The sequence below is a fragment of the Streptomyces sp. Ru73 genome (genome assembly GCF_002920575.1).
GTDB lineage: Bacteria > Actinomycetota > Actinomycetes > Streptomycetales > Streptomycetaceae > Streptomyces.
Genome location: NZ_PQSQ01000114.1, coordinates 1 through 23,167, shown reverse-complemented (window position 1 = coordinate 23,167; position 23,167 = coordinate 1). Strand labels below are relative to the sequence as shown.

The window sequence follows — 23,167 nt, the reverse complement described above, 5'->3', positions numbered from 1 at the left end:
ACGGCGAGGCAGCCGATCATCGCGACGAGCAGCGCGGCGGAGCAGCCCAGCAGCGTGGGCGTGTAACTGCCCGTCAGGTCGTGCAGGACGCCGGGGAGTAGGAGCCGAGAGAGGAGCCGACCTGGTGCGCCATCGACAGCAGCCCGAAGATCAGCCCCAGTGACCCGACCGGAAAGTGCCGGGTGGCGATCAGGTGCGTGGGCGCCACGGTGGCGAAGTCGACGAGGCCGAAGGCGACGCTGAGGACGACGAGCCACACGCCGTACGGGGCGAGGGCCAGCAGGATCAGTACCAGGGCACGCGTCCCGTAGAGGAGGGCGAGGATGCGCGCGCAGCTGTAGCGGTCGCTGAGCGGGCCGGAGAGTACGGTGCCGGCGATGTTGGCGGCGGCCAGCAGGCCGACCGCCGTGCTGGTCAGGGCCGTCGAAGCGCCGTGGTCGTGTGCGAGGGAGACCAGGTGCGTGTCCATCAGCCCCGTGGTCGTGACCCCGCACACGAAGAACGGTGCGAGCAGCCCCCACATCAGCGGCGATGCCAGCACCTCCCGGACGCGGACGCCCGTCTTGCCCGGAGCCGTCTCTGCCGAGTCCGCCGGGTCGGGGCCGCCGTACGGGCCGGGCCCGCCGTTGCCGGGCGCCGAGCGCAGCAGCAGCGCGACCAACGGCCCCACCACCGCCACCAGCAGGACGCCCTCGACGACGAGCGTGGTGCGCCATCCGTACGCCTCGATCAGGAACAGGGACAGCGGGGTGAAGACGAACTGGCCTGCCCCGAAGCCCGATTCGACCAGCCCGAAGGCCAGTCCGCGGCGCTCGGTGAACCAGTGCCGGACCACCAGGCCGGCCGTCACGCCGGAGGCCGCGCTGAACCCGAGCGTGGCCAGGATGCCGTACAGACCCAGCAGGCCCGGTACGGAGGACGCGGCGGACGACAGCAACAGGCCCGCGCCCGCGAGGAAGACGCCGCCGGACAGTACCGTCCGGGGCCCGAAGCGCCCGGCCAGCTGGCCGACCAGTGGCTGGGTGAAGCCGTAGACGAGGTAACTCACCAGACTGATCAGGCTGATGGTGCCGAGGTCGGCGTGCAGTTCCCCGCGCCAGGCGGGGACGAAGGCGCCGAAGGCGATCCGTGTTCCCTGCGCGGCCAGCAGCCCGAGGAGGACCAGGGCGAGCATGCCCCAGGCGGGGTGGACGCGCGGGGCGGTCCGCTTCCTCACCGTTCTCCCTTCGCTATGACGCGCAGTCCTGCGTACAGGCGTTCCGCCTCGTCGGCCGGGAAGGAGCGCAGGATCTCTTCGTTGAGGTCGGCGACCGTGCGCTGGACCTCATCGCGCAGCGCGACGCCTGCCGCGGTGAGCCGCAGCCGCACCAGACGCCGGTCCTTCTCGTCGGGCGCCCGGGTGACCAGGCCGGCCCGCTCCAGCCGGTCGAGGACGCCCGTGATGGTCGCGCTGTCCATGACGAGGCGCTCGCACAACTGACCGGCGGTGCGGCCGTCCCGCTCCCACAGTCCGGCCAGGACGGAATACTGCGGGACGGTCAGACCGAGCGCCTTGAGCCGGCGCTTCAACTCCCCGTGGACCTGCTGGTAGGCCTTGCCGAGGGTGAAGACGATGCACTCATCGATCCCCACGGGCACCTCCTTCGCGATCGCTCGTACACAAGAAACTAGTACACGAGGGGACTTCACTCCTCCTTCGCGACGGCTTGTCTCGCCTCGTGGGACACGGGGTGTGGAGGGTCGGCTGCCTGCCCACCTGTCGGCCGGCGCGGGGCGGCAGTGCGCTGCGTTTCCGGGCAGCAGCAGCGGCGGCGTTTGCTACCTCTGCTTCCCGATCCACCCCGCGGGCCCCGGCGGTGAACCCTCTGTGAGCTGGGGAGCTGCGCGCCTGTTCGTCAAGGTCACGGCGAGATCGCCTGTGGTGAGCAGGAGATCGACCGGACGTGCCGGGCACGATGGGCGGTGACGGTGCGTGCCTGCGCGTCTGATCGGCGGGGCGGTCGGGTCTGTGGCCTCGGGGCGACGCGCCGGGTGGTTCAGCTTTTGGGGGGCGGGGTGTCTGCTGCCAGGCGGCGGGCTCGGTGTCTGGCTACGTTGAGGCGGTTGCCGCAGAGGTCGGGCATGCAGTAGCGGCGGCGGCCCGCCTTGCTCGTGTCGACGAACATCCCGTCGCAGACGGGGGAGGCGCAGTGCCGGATGCGCTGGTGGCTCAGGGTGCGCAGGACGCCCAGCAGGCCCGTGCCGATCACGGCGGCGAGTTGGTCGGCGAGGGAGGCGTCGGGCCGCGTGGTGACGTACCACTGCCAGCGGCCGTCCTCGTCCCGCGCGAGTGACGGGCCCGTGCCCGCGCGGCCGAGCAGGGCGTTCGCGCCTTCGGCGACCGTGTCTTCGTCGTCCGACTCCAGCAGGGTGCGCAACTCCTCGCGCAGTGCGAGTACTTGGGTCAGGTCCTGCTCGGTCGGCCGATGGGTGGTGGCCGCGTTGGTCGCGGTGTTCGCAGGGAGGAGGCCGTGGTCGTCGAGGAAGCGGCCCAGCGCGGCCGGGCCCGCCAGTACCTCTCCGGTGCTTCTGCGGACGAGTGCGGAGGTGTTGACCAGGTCGGTCGCGACACCCGCCCCCAGCGCGTAATCGGAAAAGGGAATCTTCACGCCTCACTCCACGCTACGGTAATTGGAGAACGTCGAATGTACCCCTTAGATCGCTGCGGGATGGGCGTGCGTATGCCCGGCAACGGCTCGACCGGGCGCCACCGCCACGATCGCATGGCCTGTCGACGGCGCCGGGGCGGATCCGCGGGCCCGGCTCCTCGCGGTCCGCCGACCCCGCACCCGCTGGACGGCTTCTGGACCGGTCCCCGGACGAGGTGAAGATGGGAGAGGGGGGGAGGGGAAGGGCTGCTGGTGGCCGCGGCCCGGTCAGCGCCTGTCGGTTCACGCCTGTCGGGTCGCGTGCCCGCCCGGCTGCCGGGTGTCAGTGCCCGTCGGCCTCCGCTTCCGCAGCCCCCCGGGGCCTCAGTCCCGGCCCGCTCCCGCGCTCGTCAGCTCTCGGGCCTCTGCTTCGGTTTCCACTGCGGGGGCCGAGCCGGGGAGGGGGCGGCCGGCGGATTCCGCGGCGAACCAGCAGGCGACGGCGCCGATCGCGCCGGCCGCCATCAGGTAGTAGCCGGGCACGTTGACGTCACCGGTGGCCTGTACCAGCAGGGCATTGAAGAACGCCGTCGTGCCGCCGAAGAGCGAGACGGAGAGGTTGAAGGCGATCGACAGGCCGCCGTAGCGGACCTCGGTGGGGAAGAGCGCCGGCAGCGTGGACGGCACCGTGCTGTTGAAGCAGAGCAGCATCAGCGACATCAGCCCGAGGCCGAGGAAGACGGTCAGCAGGGTGTTCTGCTGGATCAGCAGCACCGAGGGCACACCGAGTACGACGAGCATGGCGCAGCCGAAGTACAGCACCGGCTTGCGGCCGATGCGGTCCGAGAGGCGGCCGACGAAGGTGATGAGCACCATGCCCAGCGCCAGGACGGCGATCTCCAGGAGCTGTGCCCAGGTGGCGCTCACCGAGGGCGCGAACTTGCCGATGTACTCCAGCATGTACGTGGTGAGCATGTAGTTGGTGACGTTGAAGACCAGGACCAGGCCCATGCAGATCAGCATCGGGCGCCAGTACGTGACGAAGATCTTGCGGATCTCCTTGAGGGTCTGGTTGCCCTCGCGGCCCTCGGATTCCGCGACGACGGCCTGGAACGCGGGGGTGTCCTCCAGCTTCAGGCGCAGGTAGAGGCCGATGATGCCGATCGGCCCGGATATCAGGAACGGGATGCGCCAGCCCCAGGAGAGCAGGTCGTCGTGGGACATCACGCCGGGCAGCTGGATGACCAGGCCGGCGACGCCGCCGAGCAGGTAACCGGTCAGCGTGCCGAACTCCAGCCAGCTGCCGAGGAACCCGCGCTTCTTGTCGGGCGCGTACTCCGCGATGAAGGTCATCGCGCCGCCGTACTCGCCGCCGGTGGAGAAGCCCTGGACGAGCCGGGCGAGCAGCATCAGCAGGGGCGCGGCCGGGCCCCAGGTCTCGTAGCCGGGGATGAAGGCGATGGCGAACGTGCCGATGGCCATCAGGATGACGGTGAGGGAGAGGACCTTGGTACGGCCGATGCGGTCGCCCAGCGGACCGAAGAACATGCCGCCGATCGGCCGCACCAGGAAGGCGACCGCGAACAGGCCCAGGGTGCCGATCGTGCCGACGGTCTCGCTCGCGCCGGTGAAGAACACCGCGGTGAGGACCGGCGTCAGATTGGCGAAGACGCCGAAGTCGAACCACTCGGTGATGTTGCCGATGGCCGCCGCGCCGATCGCCCGTCTCGTCACCCCGGGATCGGTGACCGTGACCCCCTCGGCCTTGCCCGGCCCCCGGTTCGCGTCTTCGGTCTCGGCATTCGCAGCCGGCACAAACAACTCCCTCGAACATCGCTCCCGGCGGAGACCGCCGGGAGCGCACTTCCGTGCCGGCGCTGGCGTGCAAGAGCACGGGCCGGCACTGCGTACGTCGCACGGCCCGTGGGCCGGCATGTCATCGGACGCGGTCTCCGACAGCCCTCTCCGTCGCGTGACGACGGTCAGGCGGAGACGTCGTCGCGGAAAGGCTTCACAGCAATGTAGGTGATCGTTCTCTTCGGGTCACGGGCGGTGCGGTCGACTTCTGCGACCGCCGCACTGGTCAGGAGAGTGAGGACGGCCGCGGCCGAGGTCACCAAGGACACCGCGGCGGCCAGCGGGAGCGGGACGGCCAGCAGCCCGACGGCGACGGCCGGGAGCCCGGAGCCCAGATAGCACGAGACGTAGAAGGCGCTGGTGACGGCGGAGCGGTCCGCGCCGGGGGCGCGGGCGTCGACCGCGGCGGCGGCCCCGGCGTGCGCGAGGCCGTGCCCGGCACCCGCCACCGCGGCCGCGGCCAGGGTGAGGGCGAGGGACCGGCCGGCGGTGAGTGACAGCACCGACAGGCCCGTCAGCAGTCCGGCGAGCCCGACGAGCTGCGCACCGCGGGCGCCGAGCCGCCCCACCAGGGGCTGGGTGAGCGCGGAGCAGACCAGTACGGCGGCCAGGACGCAGCCGGTGACCGCCGGGTGGTACCGGCCGGACCGCGCGAGCAGCGCCGGGATGACGGTGAGGAACAGGCCGGCCGTCGTCCAGGCGAGGAACCCGACGGCGGAGGCGGTGGCGAACAGCGCCCGCATCCCGCGGGGGATGCGCGGGAGCACCGGCCGCGGGAGCACCCGCCGTGGGAGCACCGGTCGCGGGAGGCGCGCGGAGGCGGCGGCCGTGCCCGGTCCGTGCACGGTGCCCGGTCCGTCCGCGGTGCCCGGTCCGTCCACGGCGGCCGGGGCGGTCGGGTCGGCGCGAGACGGCAGGGCGCCGGCCCAGTACCAGGCGACCGCCAGCAGCACCAGGTGCAGCATGAACGGCAGCACGTAGGGCGCCGGCGCGTACTGGGCGAGGAAGCCGCCCGCAGCGGCGCCGGCCGCGGTACCCGCCACGAACGCGGTCCCGGCGAGCACGGCACCGCGCCGGCCGCCGGGACCCGCGGTCTCCTCGCTCACCAGCGCGGCGGCGGCGCCAGTGGTCGCGCCCAGGGCCAGCCCCTGCGCGGCGTGCCCGGCGATCAGCCACCCGACCCCCGTGGCGAGCGCGAAGCAGGCCGAGCCCAGCGCGGCCAGCGCGATGCCGGCGCGCAGGACGGGGCGCGCCCCGAAGGTGTCGGGTACGGGGCCGAGCAGCACCAGTGCGCCCGCGCCGACCAGCGCGAAGACCCCGTGGACCAGGGTCATGGTCAGGTCGTCGGCGCGGAAGGCGTGCTGATACCCGGGGTAGAGCGCGCTGGGCAGGTAGGCACCCGCGGTGAGTACGAGCAGCACGAAGAGTCCCGTCGCCGCCGCCCGGCGGTCACGCGACGGGCACTGCCCTGCGACGGCACCCCCGTGACGTCGGTCGAGAGAACTTCTGTACTTCACGTCGCGCAGCGTGACATTTTCCGACCGGTCGACACAATCGCACGCAGTTGCAGGTGACCGTGCAAAATATTTGCATGATCGATCCCAAGCTCAAGGTGCTGCAGATGGTCGACCGCTACGGAGGCGTGACGGCGGCCGCCGAGGCCATGCGGTACACCCCGTCCGCCGTCTCCTACCAGCTGCGTCAGCTGGCCGAGCAGCTCGGCGTGCAGCTGATCGAGCCGTCGGGCCGGGGCATCCAGCTCACCGCTGCGGCCCGCATCCTGCTGCGGCACACCGCCGTCCTGCAGGCCCAGTGGGAGCAGGCGCGCAGCGAGCTGGCCGCGAATGCGGAGGAACCGTCGGGCTCGTTCACGCTCTGTGGTTTCTCGACGGCCGCGACGCACCTGCTGCCGCCCGCGGCGGCGGCGCTGCGCGACCACAATCCCCGGCTCGGCATCCGTCTGATCGAGGCCGAGCCGGTCCGCTGCTTCGAGCTGCTCCTGGCGGGCGAGGCGGACCTCGGGCTCGTCGTGGTGACGCCCGACTCACCGCCCCTGAACGATGCCCGGTTCGACCAGCAGCCGCTCCTGGACGACCCGTTGGACCTGGTCGTGCAGGCCGACCACCCGCTGACGGCACGGCGTCGGGTCTCCCTCGCGGACGCGGCGCGCGAACCGTGGATCCTCGGCACCCCGGGCAGCACGTACCACCAGCTGGTGATCACGGCGTGCATGGCGGCGGGCTTCACGCCGGACATGGCGCACCAGGCCGACGAGTGGGAGACCGGGCAGGCGATGGTGGCCCAGGGGCTCGGCGTGATCCTGGTGCCGCGCCTGGCCCGCATCGACACGGAGTGGCCGGTGACCCGGATCCGGCTGTCGGGCGAGCCGGCGCCCGCCCGCCGGATCCTCGTGGCCACCCGGAAGGGCGCGGCGCAGCACCCGGTCGTCGCCCAGGCCCTCGGCTTCCTCCGCACCACGGCGGCGGAACTGCTGCCGGCCGGGCACCCGTAGCGGAGCCGGGCACGGCAGTTCCGGCCCTCAAGTGGGCCTGTTTACAAGCCAGTTGGGCCCGTGGGTCAGTCGGTGATCTTCGCGAGGCGGAACGGGCCGGCGGCGCCGGGGCCGTACATGGCGGGGAGGTCCTGACCGCGCGGGACGACGACGAGCGGCTCGTCGCGGTACTCCTTGAGGAACCGCTCCAGGGGTTCCCAGATGAGGCTCTGGTAGCCGCTCTCGGTTCGCTGGCGTTCGAAGGACAGGGTGAGCGCAGAGTCCATGACGGTGACGCTCACGCAGTTCACCTCGAGCCATGCACCCCCGATCCAGGCTTCAAGCCGCACGTAGGACATGGCGTAAGCCTGCCCTGTCCCACGGGCCGTTCGCAATCAGCCACGGCCGCGGCTTCCGTGCCGGTCGTGGCGGTACGCACGTTGACCGACTGGTGTGCGACGGGTGACCCCTGAAACGCAGTGCATCCTTGGGTGCGGTTCGTGCGTCTGAAGAGTGAGCGGCACTCTCATGTGACCGCACGGCAGGGTAATGGAGTACTCGATTTGAAAAACGGCATCCACGGCACGCGCCGGGCGTCCGCGGTCCTCGTGACCGCGGGCGCGGTCCTCACCGCCGGGGCGTTCGCCGCCCCGGCGCAGGCCGCCACCCCCAAGGCGCCCACGATCACCGCCAAGGGCGGTTACGTGATGAACAACGGCACGGCGAAGACCCTCTTCACCAAGGCCGCTGACACCCGGCTGTCCACCGGGTCCACCACCAAGATCATGACCGCCCGGGTGGTGCTCGCGCAGCCCAACCTCAACCTGGATTCCAAGGTCACGATCCAGAAGGCGTACAGCGACTACATCGTCGACAACAACTGGGCCTCCTCGGCCAAGCTGATCGTCGGCGACAAGGTCACCGTCCGCCAGCTGCTGTACGGGCTGATGCTCCCCTCCGGCTGCGACGCCGCCTACGCGCTCGCCGACAAGTTCGGCACCGGGTCCACCCGGGCCGCGCGGGTGAAGTCGTTCATCGGCAAGATGAACACCACGGCCAAGAGCCTCGGGCTGAAGAACACCCACTTCGACTCGTTCGACGGCATCGGGCGCGGCGCGAACTACTCGACCGCGCGCGACCTGACGAAGCTCGCCAGCAGCGCGATGAAGTACTCCACGTTCCGCACGGTCGTGAAGACGAAGTCCACCAAGCAGAAGGTCACGACGAAGAGCGGCGGCTACCGCTACATGTCGTGGACCAACACCAACAACCTGCTGGGCAGTTACTCGGGCACCATCGGCGTCAAGACCGGGTCGGGCCCCGAGGCCAAGTACTGCCTGGTCTTCGCGGCCACCCGCAGCGGCAAGACGGTCATCGGCACCGTCCTCGCCTCCTCCTCGGTGGCGAACCGCACGGCGGACGCCAAGAAGCTGATGGACTACGGCTTCAAGAAGTAGCGGGATCGGAGCGGAGCGGGGCCGGGCCGGCCGGGAGGCGAAGTCTCCCGCGCCGGTCCGGCCCCGTCGTCCTACCGGGTCAGGCCGCGGCCGCGCCGGGCACCGGGACGTGGCCCAGCGAGCGGCCGCGCAGCCGCGCGTAACCGGGCCGGATCACCTCGTTGATGAGGGCGGTGCGCGCGTCGAAGGGCAGGAAGGCCGCCTTGGCCGCGTTGACGGTGAACTCCTCCAGCTCCGCGGGGCCGTAGCCGAAAGCGGTGGCCAGGTGCTGGAACTCCTGCGTCATCGTGGTGCCGCTGACCAGGCGGTTGTCGGTGTTGAGGCAGACCCGGAAGCCGAGCCGGCGCAGCAGGTCGATCGGGTGGCCGTGGTAGCTGGTCGCGGCGCCGGTCTGGAGGTTGGAGGTCGGGCACACCTCCAGGGCGATCCGCATGTCGCGTACGTACGAGGCGAGGCGGCCCAGGCGTACCGAACCGTCCTCGGCGACCTCGATGTCGTCGGTGATGCGCACGCCGTGGCCGATGCGGTGGGCGCCGCAGCGCAGCACCGCCTCCCGGATCGACTCCATGCCGACGGCTTCCCCGGCGTGCACGGTCACCCGGGCGCCCTCGCTGCGGAGGTGGTCGAAGGCTTCGGCGTGCCGGCTCGCCGGGTTGCCGATCTCGCCGCCCGCGATGTCGAAGCCGGCCACGCCGCGGTCGCGGTGGGCGACGGCGAGCCGGGCGATCTCCAGCGCGCGGTCGGCGTGCCGCATCGCGCACAGCAGCGTGCCGACGCGGATGCTGCGCCCGGCGGCCGCGGCCCGGCGCTCGCCCTCGCGGAAGCCGGCGTTCACCGCGTCGACGACCTCGTCCAGGGTGAGTCCAGCGGCGAGGTGCTGCTCGGGCGCGAAGCGCACCTCGGCGTAGACCACGCCGTCGGCGGCCAGGTCCTCGGCGCACTCGGCGGCGATGCGGAAGAGCGCGGGCGCGGTCTGCATCACGGCGCAGGTGTGCGCGAACGTCTCCAAATAGCGCTCCAGCGAGCCGGAGTCGGCGGCGTCGCGGAACCACTCGCCCAGCGCGGCCGGGTCGGTGGTGGGCAGCGCGTCGTACCCGGCCTCCGCGGCCAGTTCCACGACGGTCAGCGGACGCAGCCCGCCGTCGAGGTGGTCGTGGAGCAGCACCTTGGGCGCCTGGCGGACCAGGTCCTCGGGCAGGGCGGGAGCGGTGGGGACGGGAGCCTCGGGAGTGAACTTGTCAGACAACGTCATGGGGCCGGAGTATGACACGGGTCGCCGGGTGCGGGCGACCGCGTCTCACCGGCGGCCGCCGCGCACCCGGTACCGGCGCGCCTCGTCCCGCGTACGGCGGGCCCGTCGTCAGCGCGCCTGCCACACGGGCAGCGCCGGCGCGCCCGGCGGGAGCATGTGCTTGGCCGCGAGCAGCGGGGTGCGCTCCAGCCGGACGACCTGGGTGACCAGGACGGCGGGCGAGTCGGCGGGGCGGCCGAGCTGTTCGCCGCGCTGCCGGCCGAGCGTGGTCGCCACGATGGCGCTGCTGCCCGCGAGCGGCAGCTCGCGCCCGGCCTCCAGCAGCAGCCGCAGCATGGACGACTTCTCGGCGGCGGGCCCGTCGAAGGCGGCCGCCGCGTCCGGCAGCAGCTCGGCCAGCGTCTCGTCGGGGGCCGCCCACTCCTGCGTCAGACAGGCCGGCAGCCCGCCGACCTCGATCAGGCTCTCCCAGAAGCGCACCCGGCCGGCGCCCGGCAGCAGCAGGTGCTGGGTGGAGAAGTCGGTCGGCTCCTCGTAGGTGCGGGCCAGTGCCGAGGTCAGCACCTGCCGGCCCTCGCTGAGCAGTTGTTCCACCGGCTTGAGGTACTCGAAGCCGCGCGGCGGGAGGTGCGGGCTGACCGTACGGCCCACCCCGCGCCGCACGGTGATCGCGCCGTCCTCCTGGAGCAGGATCAGCGCCTCGCGCAGCGCGGGGCGGCTGACGCCCAGCTCGGCGGCGAGCCGTGGCTCGGTGGGCAGCGTGGAGCCCGGCGGGTAGGTGCCGTCCCTGATGGCCTCGATCATCCGCTCGTACAGCACGACGACCGGCCGTCGTCGCTGCGGTGCGGGCTGTCTGCCGGCCATGTTCATCTCCCTGGGGCCGCGGTCCGACGTCTTCCCCGCGAAGGGGTGGCTGCCGCGCGCTCACGGCAGCGCGCGGCCCCCAGTTTCGCACCGCGGGAAGCGGGTGCTTCGCACCGGCGGAGACGGCCGTACGCAGGGCGAAGGGCGGGGGTCGCGGAAGCCGTACCGGCCGGCGGCGATCTTCCGGGGAGATCTTGACACCCCGTGAGCGGCGCGATAGACCAGACCGCACGACGCGTTCCTGTCTGACAAGTGATCCCGAACGAGTGTCGCCGACGCCTTGTGACGCCGAGCGTGTCACCGGCGCCCCCGTGCGTGACCCGCGCCCCGTGCGGCGAGCCGTGACCCGGCCGCGCCGCTGCCGCCGTGTCCGCCCGCCGCCTCCCCCTCAGCACCAGGAGCCGTCATGCCCCTCAGGAGTACTGAGCGCACCCCCGCCGCGCCGCCCGCCATCCCGCGCTTCCTGCTGCCCGCGCTGGTGCTGGCCGTCCTCGGGTACCAGATCAACGCCACGATGCTCAGCCCCGCGCTGCCCGACATCGCCCGGCGGCTGGACACCAGCAGCAGTCTGGTCGGCCTGTCGCAGACGCTGTTCTTCCTGATGGCCGCCGTCGGGCAGGTCACCATGGCGCGGCTCAGCGACTACCGCGGCCGCAAGCCGGTGATGCTGCTGTGCGGCGCGCTGCTCATCCTCGGCAACCTCGCCTGCGCCCTGGCGCCCGGCATCTCCGTCTACCTCGCCGGGCGCGTCCTCCAGGGCGTGTCGGCCGCGATGTTCTCGCTGGCCTTCCTCACCCTCAACGACCTGCTGCCGCCCGCCGCCTTCGGGCGCGCCGCCGGCATCATCAGCGCCGTCAACGGCGGGTTCGCCGGAGTGGACGCCATCCTCGGCGGCCGGCTCGCCGACACCGTCGGCTTCCGCGCCATCTTCGTCGGCGGTCTGCTGCTGTCGGTCGTCGGCACGGCGGCCGTGGCCCGCTGCGTGCCGGCCGTGGCGCCGAAGGCCGAGGGCGCCATGGACTGGCTGGGCGCCACGCTCCTCGCCCTCGGCCTGTCCGGCGTGCTCATCGGCCTGGCCCAGGGCGCCGGCTGGGGCTGGACCTCGGTGGCCACGCTCGGCTGCGTACTCGGCGGCCTGGCCGCGCTGACGGCCTTCGTCCTCGTCCAGCGCGCCCGCTCGGGTACCGCCCGTACCGCTGCCGACGGCGACGGCGCACGGACCGACGCGGAGCGGGCAGACGGGGAGTGGACCGACGGCGCGCAGGCCGGCGGCGAGGGCCGGCCGGGCAGCCCCGGTCCGCGCACCACCCCCGTCATCGACATCCGGCTGCTCGCCTCGCGCCGGGCCTGGCCGCTGCTGCTGACCGTGACCCTCACGCTGGCCGGTGCGTTCGGCGCGCTCGCCCTGACGGTCCCGCTCTTCACCCAGGACCCGCACGCCGGTTACGGGCTGAGCGCGACCCGCGCCGCGCTGCTGTACGCCACGCCCGCCGCGGCGATCGGCGTGGTCGGCGCCCCGCTCGCGGGCTACTTCGGGCCGCGCGTCGGCTGGCGCCGCGTCGCCCTCGTCGGCTCGGCCGGCTCGCTGCTGGCCTTCGCGGTCGCCGTGCTGTTCCGTGACGAGCCCTGGGTGCTCTTCGCCGCCCTCGCCGTCCTGGGCCTCACGTACAACGGCATCAGCATCACCGCGCTCAACGGGCTCGCCGTCGTCTCCGCACCCAAGGACCAGCAGGGCGCGCTCACCGGGCTGACCGGCGCCTGCTTCGGCGTCGGCGCCTCCCTCGGCACCGCCCTCGCCTCCGGCCTGATCACCGCGGCCGGCACCGGCGGGGCGACCGGGGCCGCCGCCTACACCGGCGCGTTCGAGGCGGCCCTCGTGCTGCTGGTGCTCGCCATGGCCACCGCCCTCGTCATCAGGTCGGTACCGGCGGACGAAAGCACCCACGAGGCCCGGCGGACACCCGCCGCGCATCTCTGACGGCCCCGGCCCCCGGAGCCGGTGCCGGGCCCCGCTTCTGGGAACGTGTGCGCATGGTTCCTCACGCAGTGATCGGTGTCGACATCGGCACCTCCAGCAGCAAGGGCGTCCTGGTCGGGCCCGACGGCGCACTGCTCCGCTCGGCCGTCCGCGAGCACACCGTGGACCGGCCGGCACCGGGGCACGTCGAGATGGACGCCCGCGTCTGGTGGGAGGAGTTCGTCTCGCTCGCCCGCGAACTGACCGCGGACGGCGGGCCGCCGGTCGGCGCCGTCGGCGTCAGCGGCATGGGCCCCTGCGTCCTGCTCACCGACGCCGACGACGAGCCGCTGCGGCCCGCGATCCTCTACGGCGTCGACACCCGCGCCACCGCGCAGATCGCCCGGCTCGAACAGCGGCTGGGCGCCGAGGAGATCACGGCCCGCTGCGGCTCGGGGCTCAGCAGCCAGGCGGCCGGCGCGAAGATCGCCTGGGTCGCCGACGAGGAGCCGGAGGTGTACGCGCGCGCCCGCCGCCTCTACATGCCCAGCTCCTGGCTGGTCCGCAAGCTCACCGGCGCGTACGTCCTGGACCACCACTCCGCGAGCCAGACCACCCCGCTCTACGACACCGTCGCGCGCGACTGGTACGCCCCGTGGGCCGGCCTGATCGCGCCCGGCCTCGACCTGCCGCCGCTGCGCTGGTCCGGCGAGGCCGCCGGCACGGTCACCGCCGAGGCCGCCCGGCTCACCGGACTGCCGGCCGGCATCCCCGTCATCACCGGCACGGTCGACGCCTGGGCCGAGGCGCTGAGCGTCGGCGCGCACTCCGTCGGCGACCTGATGCTGATGTACGGCACGACGATGTTCCTCGTGCACACCGTGCCCGGCCTGCTCCGGGCGCCCGCCCTGTGGAGCACCGTCGGCGCGCTGCCCGGCACCCGCAACCTCGCCGGCGGCATGGCCACCTCCGGCGCCGTCACCGCCTGGCTGCGCGAGCTGACCGGCGCACCCGACTACACCGCGCTGCTCAAGGAGGCCGAGGCGTCCGGCACCGGCGCCAACGGCCTGCTGATGCTTCCGTACTTCGCGGGCGAACGCACCCCCGTCATGGACCCCGAAGCGCGCGGCGTCATCGCGGGCCTCACCCTCTCCCACACCCGCGGCGACCTCTACCGCGCGGCGCTGGAGGCCACCGCGTACGGCGTGCGGCACAACATCGAGGCCATCGAGGCGGTCGGCGGCGACATCGGGCGGGTGGTCGCGGTGGGCGGCGGCACCCAGGGCCGGCTCTGGACGCAGATCGTCTCCGACGTCACGGGCCGGGCGCAGGAGGTGCGCACCACCTCCATCGGCGCGAGCTACGGCGGCGCGCTGCTCGCCGCCCGGCTCCTCGGCGACGTCTCGGCCGACGACTGGAACCCGGTACGGGAGACCGTCGTTCCGGACCCCGCGGCGGCCGAGCGGTACGCGGAGCTGTACGGGCTCTACCGCGACCTCTACCCGGCCACGGCGGACGTCGTGCACGCGCTCGCCGCCCGCCAGAGCCGCTGACCACAGCCCCGGCGGCCCCCGGCCGCCGCCCGGATCAGCGGACGCACCGGAAGCTGCCGGCCCGGTCCGGATCGCCGCCGGTGTACCGGGGCCAGGCCGGGTACGCGCACAGGGGACGCGTACGGCCGTGCCCGGCGGGGGAGTTGTCGGTGACCACCGGGTGCGCGGGCGCGGTGCCCCGCTCCACCCACGTGTCGAGGGCGCCGAGCGAGTCCCAGCCCGCGGCGAACGCGGCCTCGACGTTGGCGTGGTTGGCGCCGGGCACCAGGTAGAAGCGCGCGAACCGGTCCACCGCCCGGTGCCCCACGACCTTCCGCATCCGCTCCGCGTACGCCACGGTCGACCGGTGGCTGACCAGTTCGTCCGCGGTGCCGTGCAGGAGCAGCAGCCGCCCGCCGGCCGCGGCGAACGGCCGCAGGTCCGGGTCGTTGACGTCCTGCAAGGCCGACAGCGCGCTGATCCGCTCCCGCCACGGGCCGGGGCGGCGCGGGTCGAGTGACAGCGCCGCGTGCTCCGGGTCGCGGGTGACGAAGTGCTTCACCCACTGGTCCCAGAACCGCACGCCGTACCCGCTGGTCTCCGGCATCGGGTCGGCCGGCGCCGTGCTCCCCATGCCCAGCCGCGGCGTCGTCATGTCCGCACCGGAGAGGAAGGGGAAGCCCGGATAGCCGGTCTCGCCGCTCGCGAGCCGGTACGGCCAGGTGAACCGCGAGGACAGCGCGCGCACGGCCCGGATCTGCCGGTCGGAGAGGCAGTCGTCACCGCGGTCGGCGCGGCCCCGGCAGCGCAGCACGCGGGGATCGAACCGGCAGCCCGCCTCGTCGGAGATCACCCCGTCCCGCAGCCCGTCGTCTCCGTCGCAGGCCGCCACCACCCGGTCGTACAGCAGCCGTTGCTCGGCCCGGTTCAGGAACGCGCCGGGGCGCGCGAGCACCTGGGCCTCGTACCCGAAGAACAGGTCCAGGCTCGCGGCGTTCCAGGCGGGGTAAGCGGAGATCACGCCGTCGAAGTCGCGCGGCCAGCGCTGCGCGACGGCCAGGGCCTCGCGGCCGCCCGTCGATCCGCCGGCGAAGTAGGCCCGCGCCGGCGGCCCGCCGTACCGCTTCCCGATCACGTACAGCGCCGCGTCCCGGGTCTTCTTCAGCGCGTCGCCCGCGAAGTTGCGCAGCGCCTCGTCGTTGCGCGCGAACGAGCCGTCCAGCGAGGGGTCGGCGGCGGCCGAGCGGTGCCCCGAGTCGCTCGCGAAGGTCGCGTATCCGCGCGCCAGCGGCGTGCCGCCGCCCGCCGGGCCGAACGGCACGTTGCCCGCGACGTCCGGCACCGCCCCGTCGTAGCCCCCGCCGCCGAACATCACCGCCTTGCGGTTCCACTCCGCCGGCAGCCCGATCCGTACGGTGATGTCCGGCGCCGCCGGGTCCACCGGGCGCACCGCCAGCTCGACCCGGCAGTACGCGCCGAGGGCCGCGGTGCCGGGCACGTCCACCGCACCGGTCACCTCGCCGCCCCGGGTGGGCAGTCCGATCGCGGGGGCCGGCACGGCCGTGCCCCGCAGCCCGGCGCAGCCGGCCGGCGCCGCACCCTGCGCCGGAGGCGCCGCCACGGTGCCGAGCAGCAGGAACAGCCCCGCCGCCACGCGAGGAAGTGCGTGTCTCATGCGTACCTCCGGGAACCCGTCGACGACCACCGCACCGGATCCTGCGCGCGGGCGCGGCACGCGGCAATGTGAACGGGCACCACGGCCGGATGCCGGATCCTGTGCTCAACGGCGGTTCCGTGCAGGGTCCGGGCCGGGCAGTGACCGGACCGGGAAGAGGAGGTTCCGTGCGCCTGTGCCACACCCGTCCCACCGACCGGGGATACACCCGCCGCCGCCACGGCCGCGGCTTCCGCTACCTCGACGCGAACGGGCGGCCGCTGCGCGACCCGGCGGCGCTGGAGCGCATCAAAGCCCTGGTCATCCCGCCGGCCTGGCGCGACGTATGGATCTGCGCCCGCCCCAACGGCCATCTGCAGGCCGTCGGCACGGACGCGGCCGGCCGCCGCCAGTACCTGTACCACCCGCAGTTCCGCGCCGAGCAGGAGGCGAGCAAGCACGAGCACGTCCTCGACGTGGCGGCCGCCCTGCCCCGGGTGCGCGAGACCGCCGAGGCCGGCCTGAGCGGCCGCGGACTCACCCGCGACCGGGTGCTGGCCGCCGCCGTGCGCCTGCTCGACCTCGGCTTCTTCCGCGTCGGCAGCGAGCGCTACGCCGACCTCCACCACACCTACGGACTGACCACCCTGCTCCGCGAGCACGCCCGCTGCCGCGGCGGCGAGATCGTCTTCGGCTTCCCCGGCAAGCACGGCAAGGAGCAGGTGCGGGCCGTCGCCGACCCCGCGACGTGCCGCTGCGTCACCGCGCTGCTGGCCCGGCGCGGCGGCGGCGACCGGCTGCTCGCGTACTGGCAGCGCCCCGACTGGCACGACGTCACCAGCGCCGACGTCAACGGCTATCTGAAGGACGCTGCCGGGCTGGAGATCACCGCCAAGGACTTCCGCACCTGGCACGCCACGGTCATGGCCGCCGTCGCGCTGGCCGTGTCGCAGGGCGCGGCGCGCGGCGAGACCGCCCGCCGCCGCGCCATCGCGCGCGCCGTCCGCGAGGTGGCCGACCACCTGGGCAACACGCCCGCCGTGTGCCGCGCTTCGTACATCAACCCCCGGGTCGTCGAGCTGTACGAGGAGGGCATCACGGTGGCCCCGGCCCTGGACCGCCTCGGGGAGGGCGGTGCCCGCGGCGTCCCGGCGACCCAGGGCGCCGTCGAACAGGCGGTCCTCCGGATGCTCCGCACGGGCCGCCCGCCGGCCGGCGGCTGAGCCGCACCGGCCCGGAGACACGGGGGACAGGGGCATGCGGAAGCGCGTGCCGGGTTACCCGGGGGCCATGGCCGCCCGCCCGGACGGCGGTACGCGGTTCCGCCGCCCGGAGGGTCGGCGCGCAGAGGGCGCGCGGTGCCCGGCCGCCGCGGCGCCGCCGTGGTAGATGTTGCTTGCCCCGCGCCGTGGACAGGAGAGGCGATGACCGAGCAGAACCCGGACCCGGACCCGCGGCGAACCCCGGGGCTGGAGCCCGGCGGCGGTGTGCCGCCGGGCGAGACGCCGCCCGCCGAGGGCAGTACGCCCTGGGCCGGGCCGCAGGAGACCTACAACCCGCCCAAGGGGTGGGGCAAGGGACCGCTGATCGCCATCGGCATCGTGGTCGTGCTCATCGCGGTCTTCTTCATCGGTTACGCGATCATGCTGTGAGCCCCCGCGGGCGCGGGGACGCCCCCGGCCGGCTCAGGGGTAGGAGACCACCGTCGACGGCACCGTGTCCGTGCCCGAGGTGGCGGCCCCGGTGTCGTTGATGACGTGCTCGAACTGGCCGTGGCCGCTGAGCGAGACCACGAGCAGGTCGTGGAAGTTCACGCCGGACCTGCGGGGCGCGGCGAAGGCGTGGTCCTGGCGGATCGTCGGGTCGACGTTGTAGTAGCAGTAGCTGCCCAGGCCCCAGCCCTCGTGCGTGGTGACCGCGTCGGCGACCTTGTACGCCGCGTAGCCCTTCGTGCCGCCGTCCTGAACGGCCGCCTGGTTCGGCGCGTCGTACGCCTTCTCGTTCTGGAAGAAGATCGTCCGGCCGCGTTCGCCGCGCCACTCCACGTCGTACTTGTTGAAGTGCTCGACGAAGAGGCCGGTGGCGAGGACGTCGTTGCCATTGACCCGGACGCCGTAGTCGGCGCGGTTGGTCTCCCAGCCCACGCCGTCGCCGTGGTCGGCGCGCCAGACCCAGGTGTGGTCGATGATCGTGTGGTTGCTGTTGACGACCATGCTGACCGTGGCCTTGCCGGGGCCCGCGCCGCCGATCCTGAGGAACACGTCCTGGACGGTGGTCGGGTCGGCGGAGTGGTTCGCCGAGGCGCCCTCGGGGCCGACCTCCAGCAGGGTGGGGGAGTTGACCGGGCCCGCGTCGATGAGGAAGCCGGCCAGCCGTACGCCGTCCACGTCGGCGACCTTCAGGGCGGTCACGCCGTTGTCCGGGATGAGTGTCGCGTAGCCGAGGCCCAGGACGACCGTGTGGGCGCGCTTGACCTCGACGGCCCGGTCGAGGTGGTAGATGCCGGGCGTGAGCAGCAGGTGCAGGCCCTGGTCGAGGGCGGCGTTGAGGGTGGCGGCGGTGACGCCGGGCCTGGCCACGTAGAACTGGCTCAGCGGCAGGGACGTGCCGCGCGGGGTGCCGCTGCCCCAGGTGGTGCCGCGCGCACCGGTGCGCTTCTCGGGCAGGAAGACCCGGTACGCGTCGCCGTCCAGGTACAGGAACGGCTTCTCGCGGGAGACCGGGGTGGTGTCCAGGGTGGTGTACGGCGGGTTCGGGAAGCTCTGGGCCGGGGCGCCCTCGACGCCGGAGAAGACCATGTTCCAGACGGCGTTGGTCCAGCCGCCGACCGCGCTGTCACGGGTGTACCACTGCTGCTGCGAGTACGGGCCGACGGTGCCGTCGATGCGGCTGTCGGCGATGTAGCCGCCGCTGGCCCAGCCGTAGCCGTCGGGCGCGAGGTTGAGCCCGCCGCGTACGTGCATCCGGCGGAACGGCGCGGCCTGCGCGACCGCCCAGCGGTTGGTGCCGCTGACCGGGATGAGCGCGAGGTTCTCCGCGGAGCGCCAGAAGTTCTGCGTGGCGTTGCCGTCGAACCAGCCGGCGTCGACGGTCACGTCGCCGTTGATGACGGTGTCGTCGGGGGAGAGGCCGAGCCCGGCGATGGAGGTGTAGAAGCCGAGCTGGGCGTTGAGGCCGTGGTAGGTACCGGGCTTGAAGAGCAGCGCGTACCGGCCGGTGCCGAACTGGGCTCTCTCCTGCTGCCGGAAGATCTCGTCCAGCTTGCCCTGGATGTCGGGCGTGCCGGGGTCGAAGACGAGGACGTTGGGGCCGAGGTCGCCGCCGCCGGGCAGCGCGCCCGCGGTGGGTGCGGCGGGGGCCGAGGGCGACGCGGAGGCGGGGCCGGCGAGGGCCGGGAGGCCGGCGGCGGGGAGTGCGGCGGCCATGGCGGCCAGGACGGAGCGGCGTGCGGGCATGGCGTCTCTCCTGAGTTCAGGAAATGAAGAGTGGGGTTTCCTGGGAGCGCTCTCTTGCCCGACGCATGTTCATTGCTTGAGCATTCACCGTCAAGAGGTCCGGACCAAACCCGCCTCGATTGCCCGCTGTTGACGCCGGCGCACACGAGGGAGCCGGCCGCTGTGCGCGACCGGCTCCCTCGTGTGTTCCGCGCCGGGGGTTACTCCTTGCCCACCTCCCTGTTCACCGCGGCGGGCGAGTCGTACTCCGACTCCGGCAGCTTCTTCAGCGCGCCCATGATGTCCTTGCTGGCGCCGTGCTGTTCCGCCTGCTTGACGATCTCTTCCTTGGAGGCCGGGTAGCTGACGCCGCCCAGGCACTTCTGCATTTCGATGGGGTTCACGTTCTTGTCCATGTGCTCGGGGTACCCCGGCGGCCCGGCGTCCACAGCGCGCCCCGGCGCCTACCGCCCCGATGGAGCAAGGACGCGGTCCGCCGTTCAGCGGCGCGGCGGCAGCCGGTGCAGTGCCACGTCGCGCAGCTCGCCGTCCGCCGCCGTCAGCGTGAGGTACGTGCAGTACGGCTGGCGGCGCCGGTCCGTGGGCGAGCCGGGGTTCAGCAGCCGCAGGCCGCCCGGCGCCACGGTGTCCCAGGGGATGTGGCTGTGTCCGAAGACCAGCACGTCCAGGTCGGGGAAGCGCTCGGCGCAGCGGCGCTCGCGGCCCTGCGCCGCGCCCGTCTCGTGCACCACGCCGAAGCGCAGCCCGCCCAGCTCGGCGCGCGCCACCTCCGGCAGCCGGGCGCGCAGCTCGGGCCCGTCGTTGTTGCCGTACACCCCGATGACCCGGCGGGCCCGCGCCTCCAGCAGGTCCAGCGTCGCGGCGTCCACCCAGTCACCGGCGTGCAGCACGGCGTCGGCGCGCTCGGTCTCCGCGAGGAGCTGGTCCGGCAGGACCTTGGCGCGCTTGGGCAGATGGGTGTCGGCGGTCAGCAGCAGACGCACCGGGCGGCCTCCCTGGCGTACGGGCTCGTCACGGTACACGGGGTACCCGCGGCGGCACGGTCGCATAGGCTCACCGGGCGATGAAGAACACTCAGGTGCCGCCGGCGGCGAAGGCGGACAGGTCCACCGTACGGCGGCACAACCTCAGTCTGGTGCTGCGGGTGGTGCACGACGAGGGCGAGGTCACCCGCGCGGCGGTGGCGGCGCGCGTGGGACTGACCCGCGCCGCGGTGTCCTCGCTGGTGGAGCAGTTGCTGGCGGGCGGCTTCCTGGTCGAGTCGGGCAAGACGTTCAGCGGCCAGGCGGGCCGCCCGGGCACCGTGCTGAAGGTCGCGGGCACCGGTCCGGCCGGACTCGGCGTCGAGATCAACATCGACTACGTCTCGGTGTGCGTGGTGGACCTCGCGGGCACCGACCGGGTCCGGCTGACCACCCACCTGGACAACCGGGGCGCGGCGCCCGAGGAGGTACTGGACCGGGCGGCCCGGATCGCCGCGCGCACCCTGGAGTCGGCGGCGGAGCAGGAGCTGCGCCCCGCGGGAGTACGGCTCGCGGTGCCCGGCCTGATCTCCGGCGGCACGGTGCGCCAGGCCCCCAACCTCGGCTGGAACGGGGTGGCGGCCGAGGAGGTCTTCGCCCGTGCGCTGTCCCGGCTGCGGCCCGGCGGGCGTCCGCTGCCGGTCGGTTCGGACAACGAGGCGAACAGCGCGGCCCTGGCCGAGCTGTGGTTCGGCGGCCTGGACCGGGTGCGCAGCTTCCTGTACCTGACCGGGGAGACCGGCGTCGGCGGTGCGCTCGTGCTGGACGGCGAACTGCTGCGCGGCGCGCACGGCTTCGCGGGCGAGATCGGGCACGTGGTGGTGGACCCGGACGGGCCGGAGTGCCGCTGCGGCGCGCGTGGCTGCCTGGAGCAGTACGCGGGCCAGGCGGCCCTGCTGCGCAACGCCGGGCTGGAGCCGGGTACGGCCGGGACGCCGGCCGTGAGCGAGCTGGAGCGCCGGGCCCGGCAGGGCGAGCCGCGCGCGCTGGCGGCGATCGAGCAGGCCGGGCGGCAGCTGGGGCTGGTGCTCTCCGGCGCGGTGAACCTCTTCGACCCGGACGCCGTGGTGCTCGGCGGCAGCTACCGGCTGCTGATGCCGTGGCTGGCGCCCGCCACCCACGCGGAGCTGGCCCGGCGGGTGGTGTCGGGCCTGTGGAGCGCGGACGGCGGGCGGCTGCGCGCCTCGTCCTCCTCGGGCGACGCCGCGCGGGGCGCCGCCGCGCAGGTCGTACGGGAGGTGCTGGCCGACCCGGTGGCGTACACGGAGGAGCAGCCGGGCTGAGTCCCGGCCGCCCCTCCGCGCGAGGCCGTCAGCGGACCGCGAGCAGGTGCTCCATCGCGAGCTGGTCGAGCCGCTCGAAGGCCATCGAGCGGCCGGCGGCCGCCGCCACGTCGAAGTCCTCGTACGCGGACCGGTCGGCACGCAGCGCGGCCAGACCGTCCGCGGCCGTGGGCTGCGCGAGCTCGTCCAGCCGGGAGTCGCGCAGCGCCTGCTGGACCTCGGGGTCGGCGCGGAAGGCGGCGGCCCGCTCGCGCAGGATGAGGTAGTTGCGCATGCAGTTCTTCGCGGACTCCCACACGCCGTCGTAGCCGTCGGTGCGCACCGGCTTGAAGTCGAAGTGCCGGGGACCGCTGTACCCGGCGGTCTCCAGGAGGTCCACCAGCCAGAACGCCTGCCGCAGGTCGCCGGCGCCGAAGCGCAGGTCCTGGTCGTACTTGATGCCGTTCTGGCCGTTGAGGTCGAGGTGGAAGAGCTTGCCGGCCCACAGGGCCTGCGCGATGCCGTGCGGGAAGTTCAGCCCGGCCATCTGCTCGTGGCCGACCTCGGGGTTCACGCCGAACAGCTCGGGCTTCTCCAGCCGCTCGATGAAGGCCAGCGCGTGGCCGACGGTGGGCAGCAGGATGTCGCCGCGCGGCTCGTTGGGCTTCGGCTCGATGGCGAAGCGCAGCCCGTAGCCCTGCTCGGTGACGTACTCGGCGAGCAGGTCGAAGGCTTCCTTCATGCGGTCCAGGGCGCAGCGCACGTCCTTGGCGCCGCCGGACTCGGCGCCCTCCCGGCCGCCCCACGCCACGTACGTCTCGGCGCCCAGCTCGGCGGCGAGGTCGATGTTGCGCATGGTCTTGCGGAGCGCGTAGCGGCGGACGTCGCGGTCGTTGGCGGTGAAGCCGCCGTCCTTGAAGACCGGCTGGGTGAAGAGGTTGGTGGTGGCCATCGGCACCTTCATGCCGGTGGCCTCCAGGGCCGCGCGGAACCGCTTGACGATCGCGTCGCGCTCGGCGCCGTCGGTGCCGAAGGGGATCAGGTCGTCGTCGTGGAAGGTGACGCCGTACGCGCCCAGCTCGGCCAGCCGCTCGACCGACTCGACCGGGTCCAGCGGGGCACGGGTGGCCACGCCGAAGGGGTCGGTGCCGGTCCAGCCGACGGTCCACAGGCCGAAGGTGAACCGGTCCTCGGGGGTGGGGGTGTAGCTCATGGGGCACCTCTCTTGCGTCGCACCTATTAGTAAAGGCAGAAAACAAATTAGTATGCGGCGCAGTCGCGGGGAAGCCCCCACGGCGGCCCGACCGGAAAATCCGTCAAGGAGGAAACGTGCGCGGACAGCAGCGCCTGGTCATCGGCGTGGACAGCTCGACCCAGGCCACCAAGGCCGTCGTCGTCGACATCGACACCGGCCGCATACGGGGTCAGGGGCGGGCCCCGCACACCGTCACCGGCAGCGACGGCGCCCGGGAGAGCGACCCGCAGGCGTGGTGGGCCGCGCTCGGCGAGGCCGTCGCCGCCGGGCTGAAGGACGCGGCCGCCGACCCCGCGGCCGTCGCCGGCATCGCCGTCGCGGGCCAGCAGCACGGCCTGGTCGTCCTGGACGCGGCCGGGCGCCCGCTGCGCCCCGCGCTGCTGTGGAACGACACCCGCTCGGCGCCGCAGGCCGCGGCCCTCACCGACGCGCTCGGCGGCCCCGCCGCCTGGCTCGCCCGCACCGGCTCGGAGCCGGTCGCC

Annotated in this window: 21 protein-coding genes; 8 read left to right on the top strand and 13 right to left on the bottom strand. The window is 73.5% G+C overall.

Annotation, left to right across the window (positions count from 1 at the left end):
• Positions 1-73 precede the first annotated feature (73 nt).
• The 5 genes from C3486_RS31995 to C3486_RS31975 form a co-directional block, all read right to left on the bottom strand.
• A complete protein-coding gene (locus C3486_RS31995; protein ID WP_103836365.1) occupies positions 74-1,216 on the bottom strand; it encodes an MFS transporter in 1,143 nt (380 codons plus the stop codon).
• Positions 1,213-1,632 (bottom strand): MarR family winged helix-turn-helix transcriptional regulator, encoded by a 420-nt coding sequence (locus tag C3486_RS31990; RefSeq protein ID WP_181138761.1) that lies wholly within the window; start codon positions 1,630-1,632, stop codon positions 1,213-1,215. The genes C3486_RS31995 and C3486_RS31990 overlap by 4 nt, the downstream gene beginning before the upstream one ends.
• Before the next feature lie 404 nt (positions 1,633-2,036).
• Positions 2,037-2,648, bottom strand: a complete 612-nt coding sequence (locus C3486_RS31985; RefSeq protein ID WP_103836363.1) for a CGNR zinc finger domain-containing protein — start codon at positions 2,646-2,648, stop codon at positions 2,037-2,039.
• A gap of 363 nt (positions 2,649-3,011) precedes the next feature.
• Complete coding sequence (locus tag C3486_RS31980) at positions 3,012-4,442, bottom strand: MFS transporter (protein ID WP_258053120.1); 1,431 nt, start codon at positions 4,440-4,442, stop codon at positions 3,012-3,014.
• Positions 4,443-4,609: 167 nt separating this feature from the next.
• The gene (locus tag C3486_RS31975) at positions 4,610-5,905 is read right to left on the bottom strand and encodes an MFS transporter (protein WP_219822272.1); all 1,296 of its coding nucleotides are present in this window, start codon (positions 5,903-5,905) and stop codon (positions 4,610-4,612) included.
• 170 nt (positions 5,906-6,075) lie between these two features.
• Between C3486_RS31975 and C3486_RS31970 the strand changes: the two genes are divergently transcribed.
• The gene (locus tag C3486_RS31970) at positions 6,076-6,996 is read left to right on the top strand and encodes a LysR family transcriptional regulator (RefSeq protein WP_103836360.1); all 921 of its coding nucleotides are present in this window, start codon (positions 6,076-6,078) and stop codon (positions 6,994-6,996) included.
• A gap of 65 nt (positions 6,997-7,061) precedes the next feature.
• Here the strand turns inward: C3486_RS31970 and C3486_RS31965 are convergent, their stop codons facing one another.
• On the bottom strand, positions 7,062-7,277 hold the full coding sequence (locus C3486_RS31965; RefSeq protein WP_258053119.1) for a hypothetical protein: 216 nt from the start codon (positions 7,275-7,277) through the stop codon (positions 7,062-7,064).
• 261 nt (positions 7,278-7,538) lie between these two features.
• Here C3486_RS31965 and C3486_RS31960 point away from each other — a divergent pair, with 261 nt between their 5' ends.
• Positions 7,539-8,432, top strand: a complete 894-nt coding sequence (locus C3486_RS31960) for a D-alanyl-D-alanine carboxypeptidase family protein (protein WP_103836358.1) — start codon at positions 7,539-7,541, stop codon at positions 8,430-8,432.
• Positions 8,433-8,511: 79 nt separating this feature from the next.
• Here C3486_RS31960 and C3486_RS31955 read toward each other — a convergent pair whose 3' ends face one another.
• A complete protein-coding gene (locus C3486_RS31955; RefSeq protein WP_103836357.1) occupies positions 8,512-9,684 on the bottom strand; it encodes an adenosine deaminase in 1,173 nt (390 codons plus the stop codon).
• 108 nt (positions 9,685-9,792) lie between these two features.
• Complete coding sequence (locus C3486_RS31950) at positions 9,793-10,548, bottom strand: GntR family transcriptional regulator (protein WP_374936948.1); 756 nt, start codon at positions 10,546-10,548, stop codon at positions 9,793-9,795.
• Positions 10,549-10,954: 406 nt separating this feature from the next.
• Between C3486_RS31950 and C3486_RS31945 the strand changes: the two genes are divergently transcribed.
• Together C3486_RS31945 and C3486_RS31940 are read left to right on the top strand one after the other, a co-directional pair.
• On the top strand, positions 10,955-12,526 hold the full coding sequence (locus C3486_RS31945; RefSeq protein WP_258053118.1) for an MFS transporter: 1,572 nt from the start codon (positions 10,955-10,957) through the stop codon (positions 12,524-12,526).
• A gap of 53 nt (positions 12,527-12,579) precedes the next feature.
• The gene (locus C3486_RS31940; RefSeq protein ID WP_103836355.1) at positions 12,580-14,058 is read left to right on the top strand and encodes an FGGY-family carbohydrate kinase; all 1,479 of its coding nucleotides are present in this window, start codon (positions 12,580-12,582) and stop codon (positions 14,056-14,058) included.
• A 34-nt stretch (positions 14,059-14,092) separates the two neighbouring features.
• Here the strand turns inward: C3486_RS31940 and C3486_RS31935 are convergent, their stop codons facing one another.
• Positions 14,093-15,712: a tannase/feruloyl esterase family alpha/beta hydrolase gene (locus C3486_RS31935; RefSeq protein WP_103836367.1), complete on the bottom strand. Its 1,620-nt coding sequence runs from the start codon at positions 15,710-15,712 to the stop codon at positions 14,093-14,095.
• 167 nt (positions 15,713-15,879) lie between these two features.
• Here C3486_RS31935 and C3486_RS31930 point away from each other — a divergent pair, with 167 nt between their 5' ends.
• Both C3486_RS31930 and C3486_RS31925 read left to right on the top strand, forming a co-directional pair.
• Positions 15,880-16,914, top strand: coding sequence for a DNA topoisomerase IB (locus C3486_RS31930; protein ID WP_103836354.1), 1,035 nt, complete (start codon positions 15,880-15,882; stop codon positions 16,912-16,914).
• Positions 16,915-17,115: 201 nt separating this feature from the next.
• A complete protein-coding gene (locus C3486_RS31925; protein ID WP_103836353.1) occupies positions 17,116-17,343 on the top strand; it encodes a DUF6480 family protein in 228 nt (75 codons plus the stop codon).
• Positions 17,344-17,376: 33 nt separating this feature from the next.
• Here C3486_RS31925 and C3486_RS31920 read toward each other — a convergent pair whose 3' ends face one another.
• From C3486_RS31920 to C3486_RS31910, 3 genes are all read right to left on the bottom strand, one after another.
• Positions 17,377-19,146: a coagulation factor 5/8 type domain-containing protein gene (locus C3486_RS31920; protein WP_103836352.1), complete on the bottom strand. Its 1,770-nt coding sequence runs from the start codon at positions 19,144-19,146 to the stop codon at positions 17,377-17,379.
• A 200-nt stretch (positions 19,147-19,346) separates the two neighbouring features.
• A complete protein-coding gene (locus C3486_RS31915) occupies positions 19,347-19,541 on the bottom strand; it encodes a DUF2795 domain-containing protein (RefSeq protein ID WP_103836366.1) in 195 nt (64 codons plus the stop codon).
• An 84-nt stretch (positions 19,542-19,625) separates the two neighbouring features.
• Complete coding sequence (locus C3486_RS31910) at positions 19,626-20,129, bottom strand: metallophosphoesterase (protein WP_103836351.1); 504 nt, start codon at positions 20,127-20,129, stop codon at positions 19,626-19,628.
• Between the two features lie 80 nt (positions 20,130-20,209).
• On the opposite strand from C3486_RS31910, the gene C3486_RS31905 reads away from it, so the two are divergent.
• On the top strand, positions 20,210-21,451 hold the full coding sequence (locus tag C3486_RS31905) for an ROK family transcriptional regulator (RefSeq protein ID WP_103836350.1): 1,242 nt from the start codon (positions 20,210-20,212) through the stop codon (positions 21,449-21,451).
• Between the two features lie 28 nt (positions 21,452-21,479).
• Here C3486_RS31905 and xylA read toward each other — a convergent pair whose 3' ends face one another.
• Positions 21,480-22,643: a xylose isomerase gene (xylA, locus tag C3486_RS31900; protein ID WP_103836349.1), complete on the bottom strand. Its 1,164-nt coding sequence runs from the start codon at positions 22,641-22,643 to the stop codon at positions 21,480-21,482.
• Positions 22,644-22,759: 116 nt separating this feature from the next.
• Between xylA and C3486_RS31895 the strand changes: the two genes are divergently transcribed.
• A partial coding sequence (locus C3486_RS31895) for an FGGY family carbohydrate kinase (RefSeq protein WP_258053117.1) occupies positions 22,760-23,167 on the top strand: 408 nt, incomplete at its 3' end.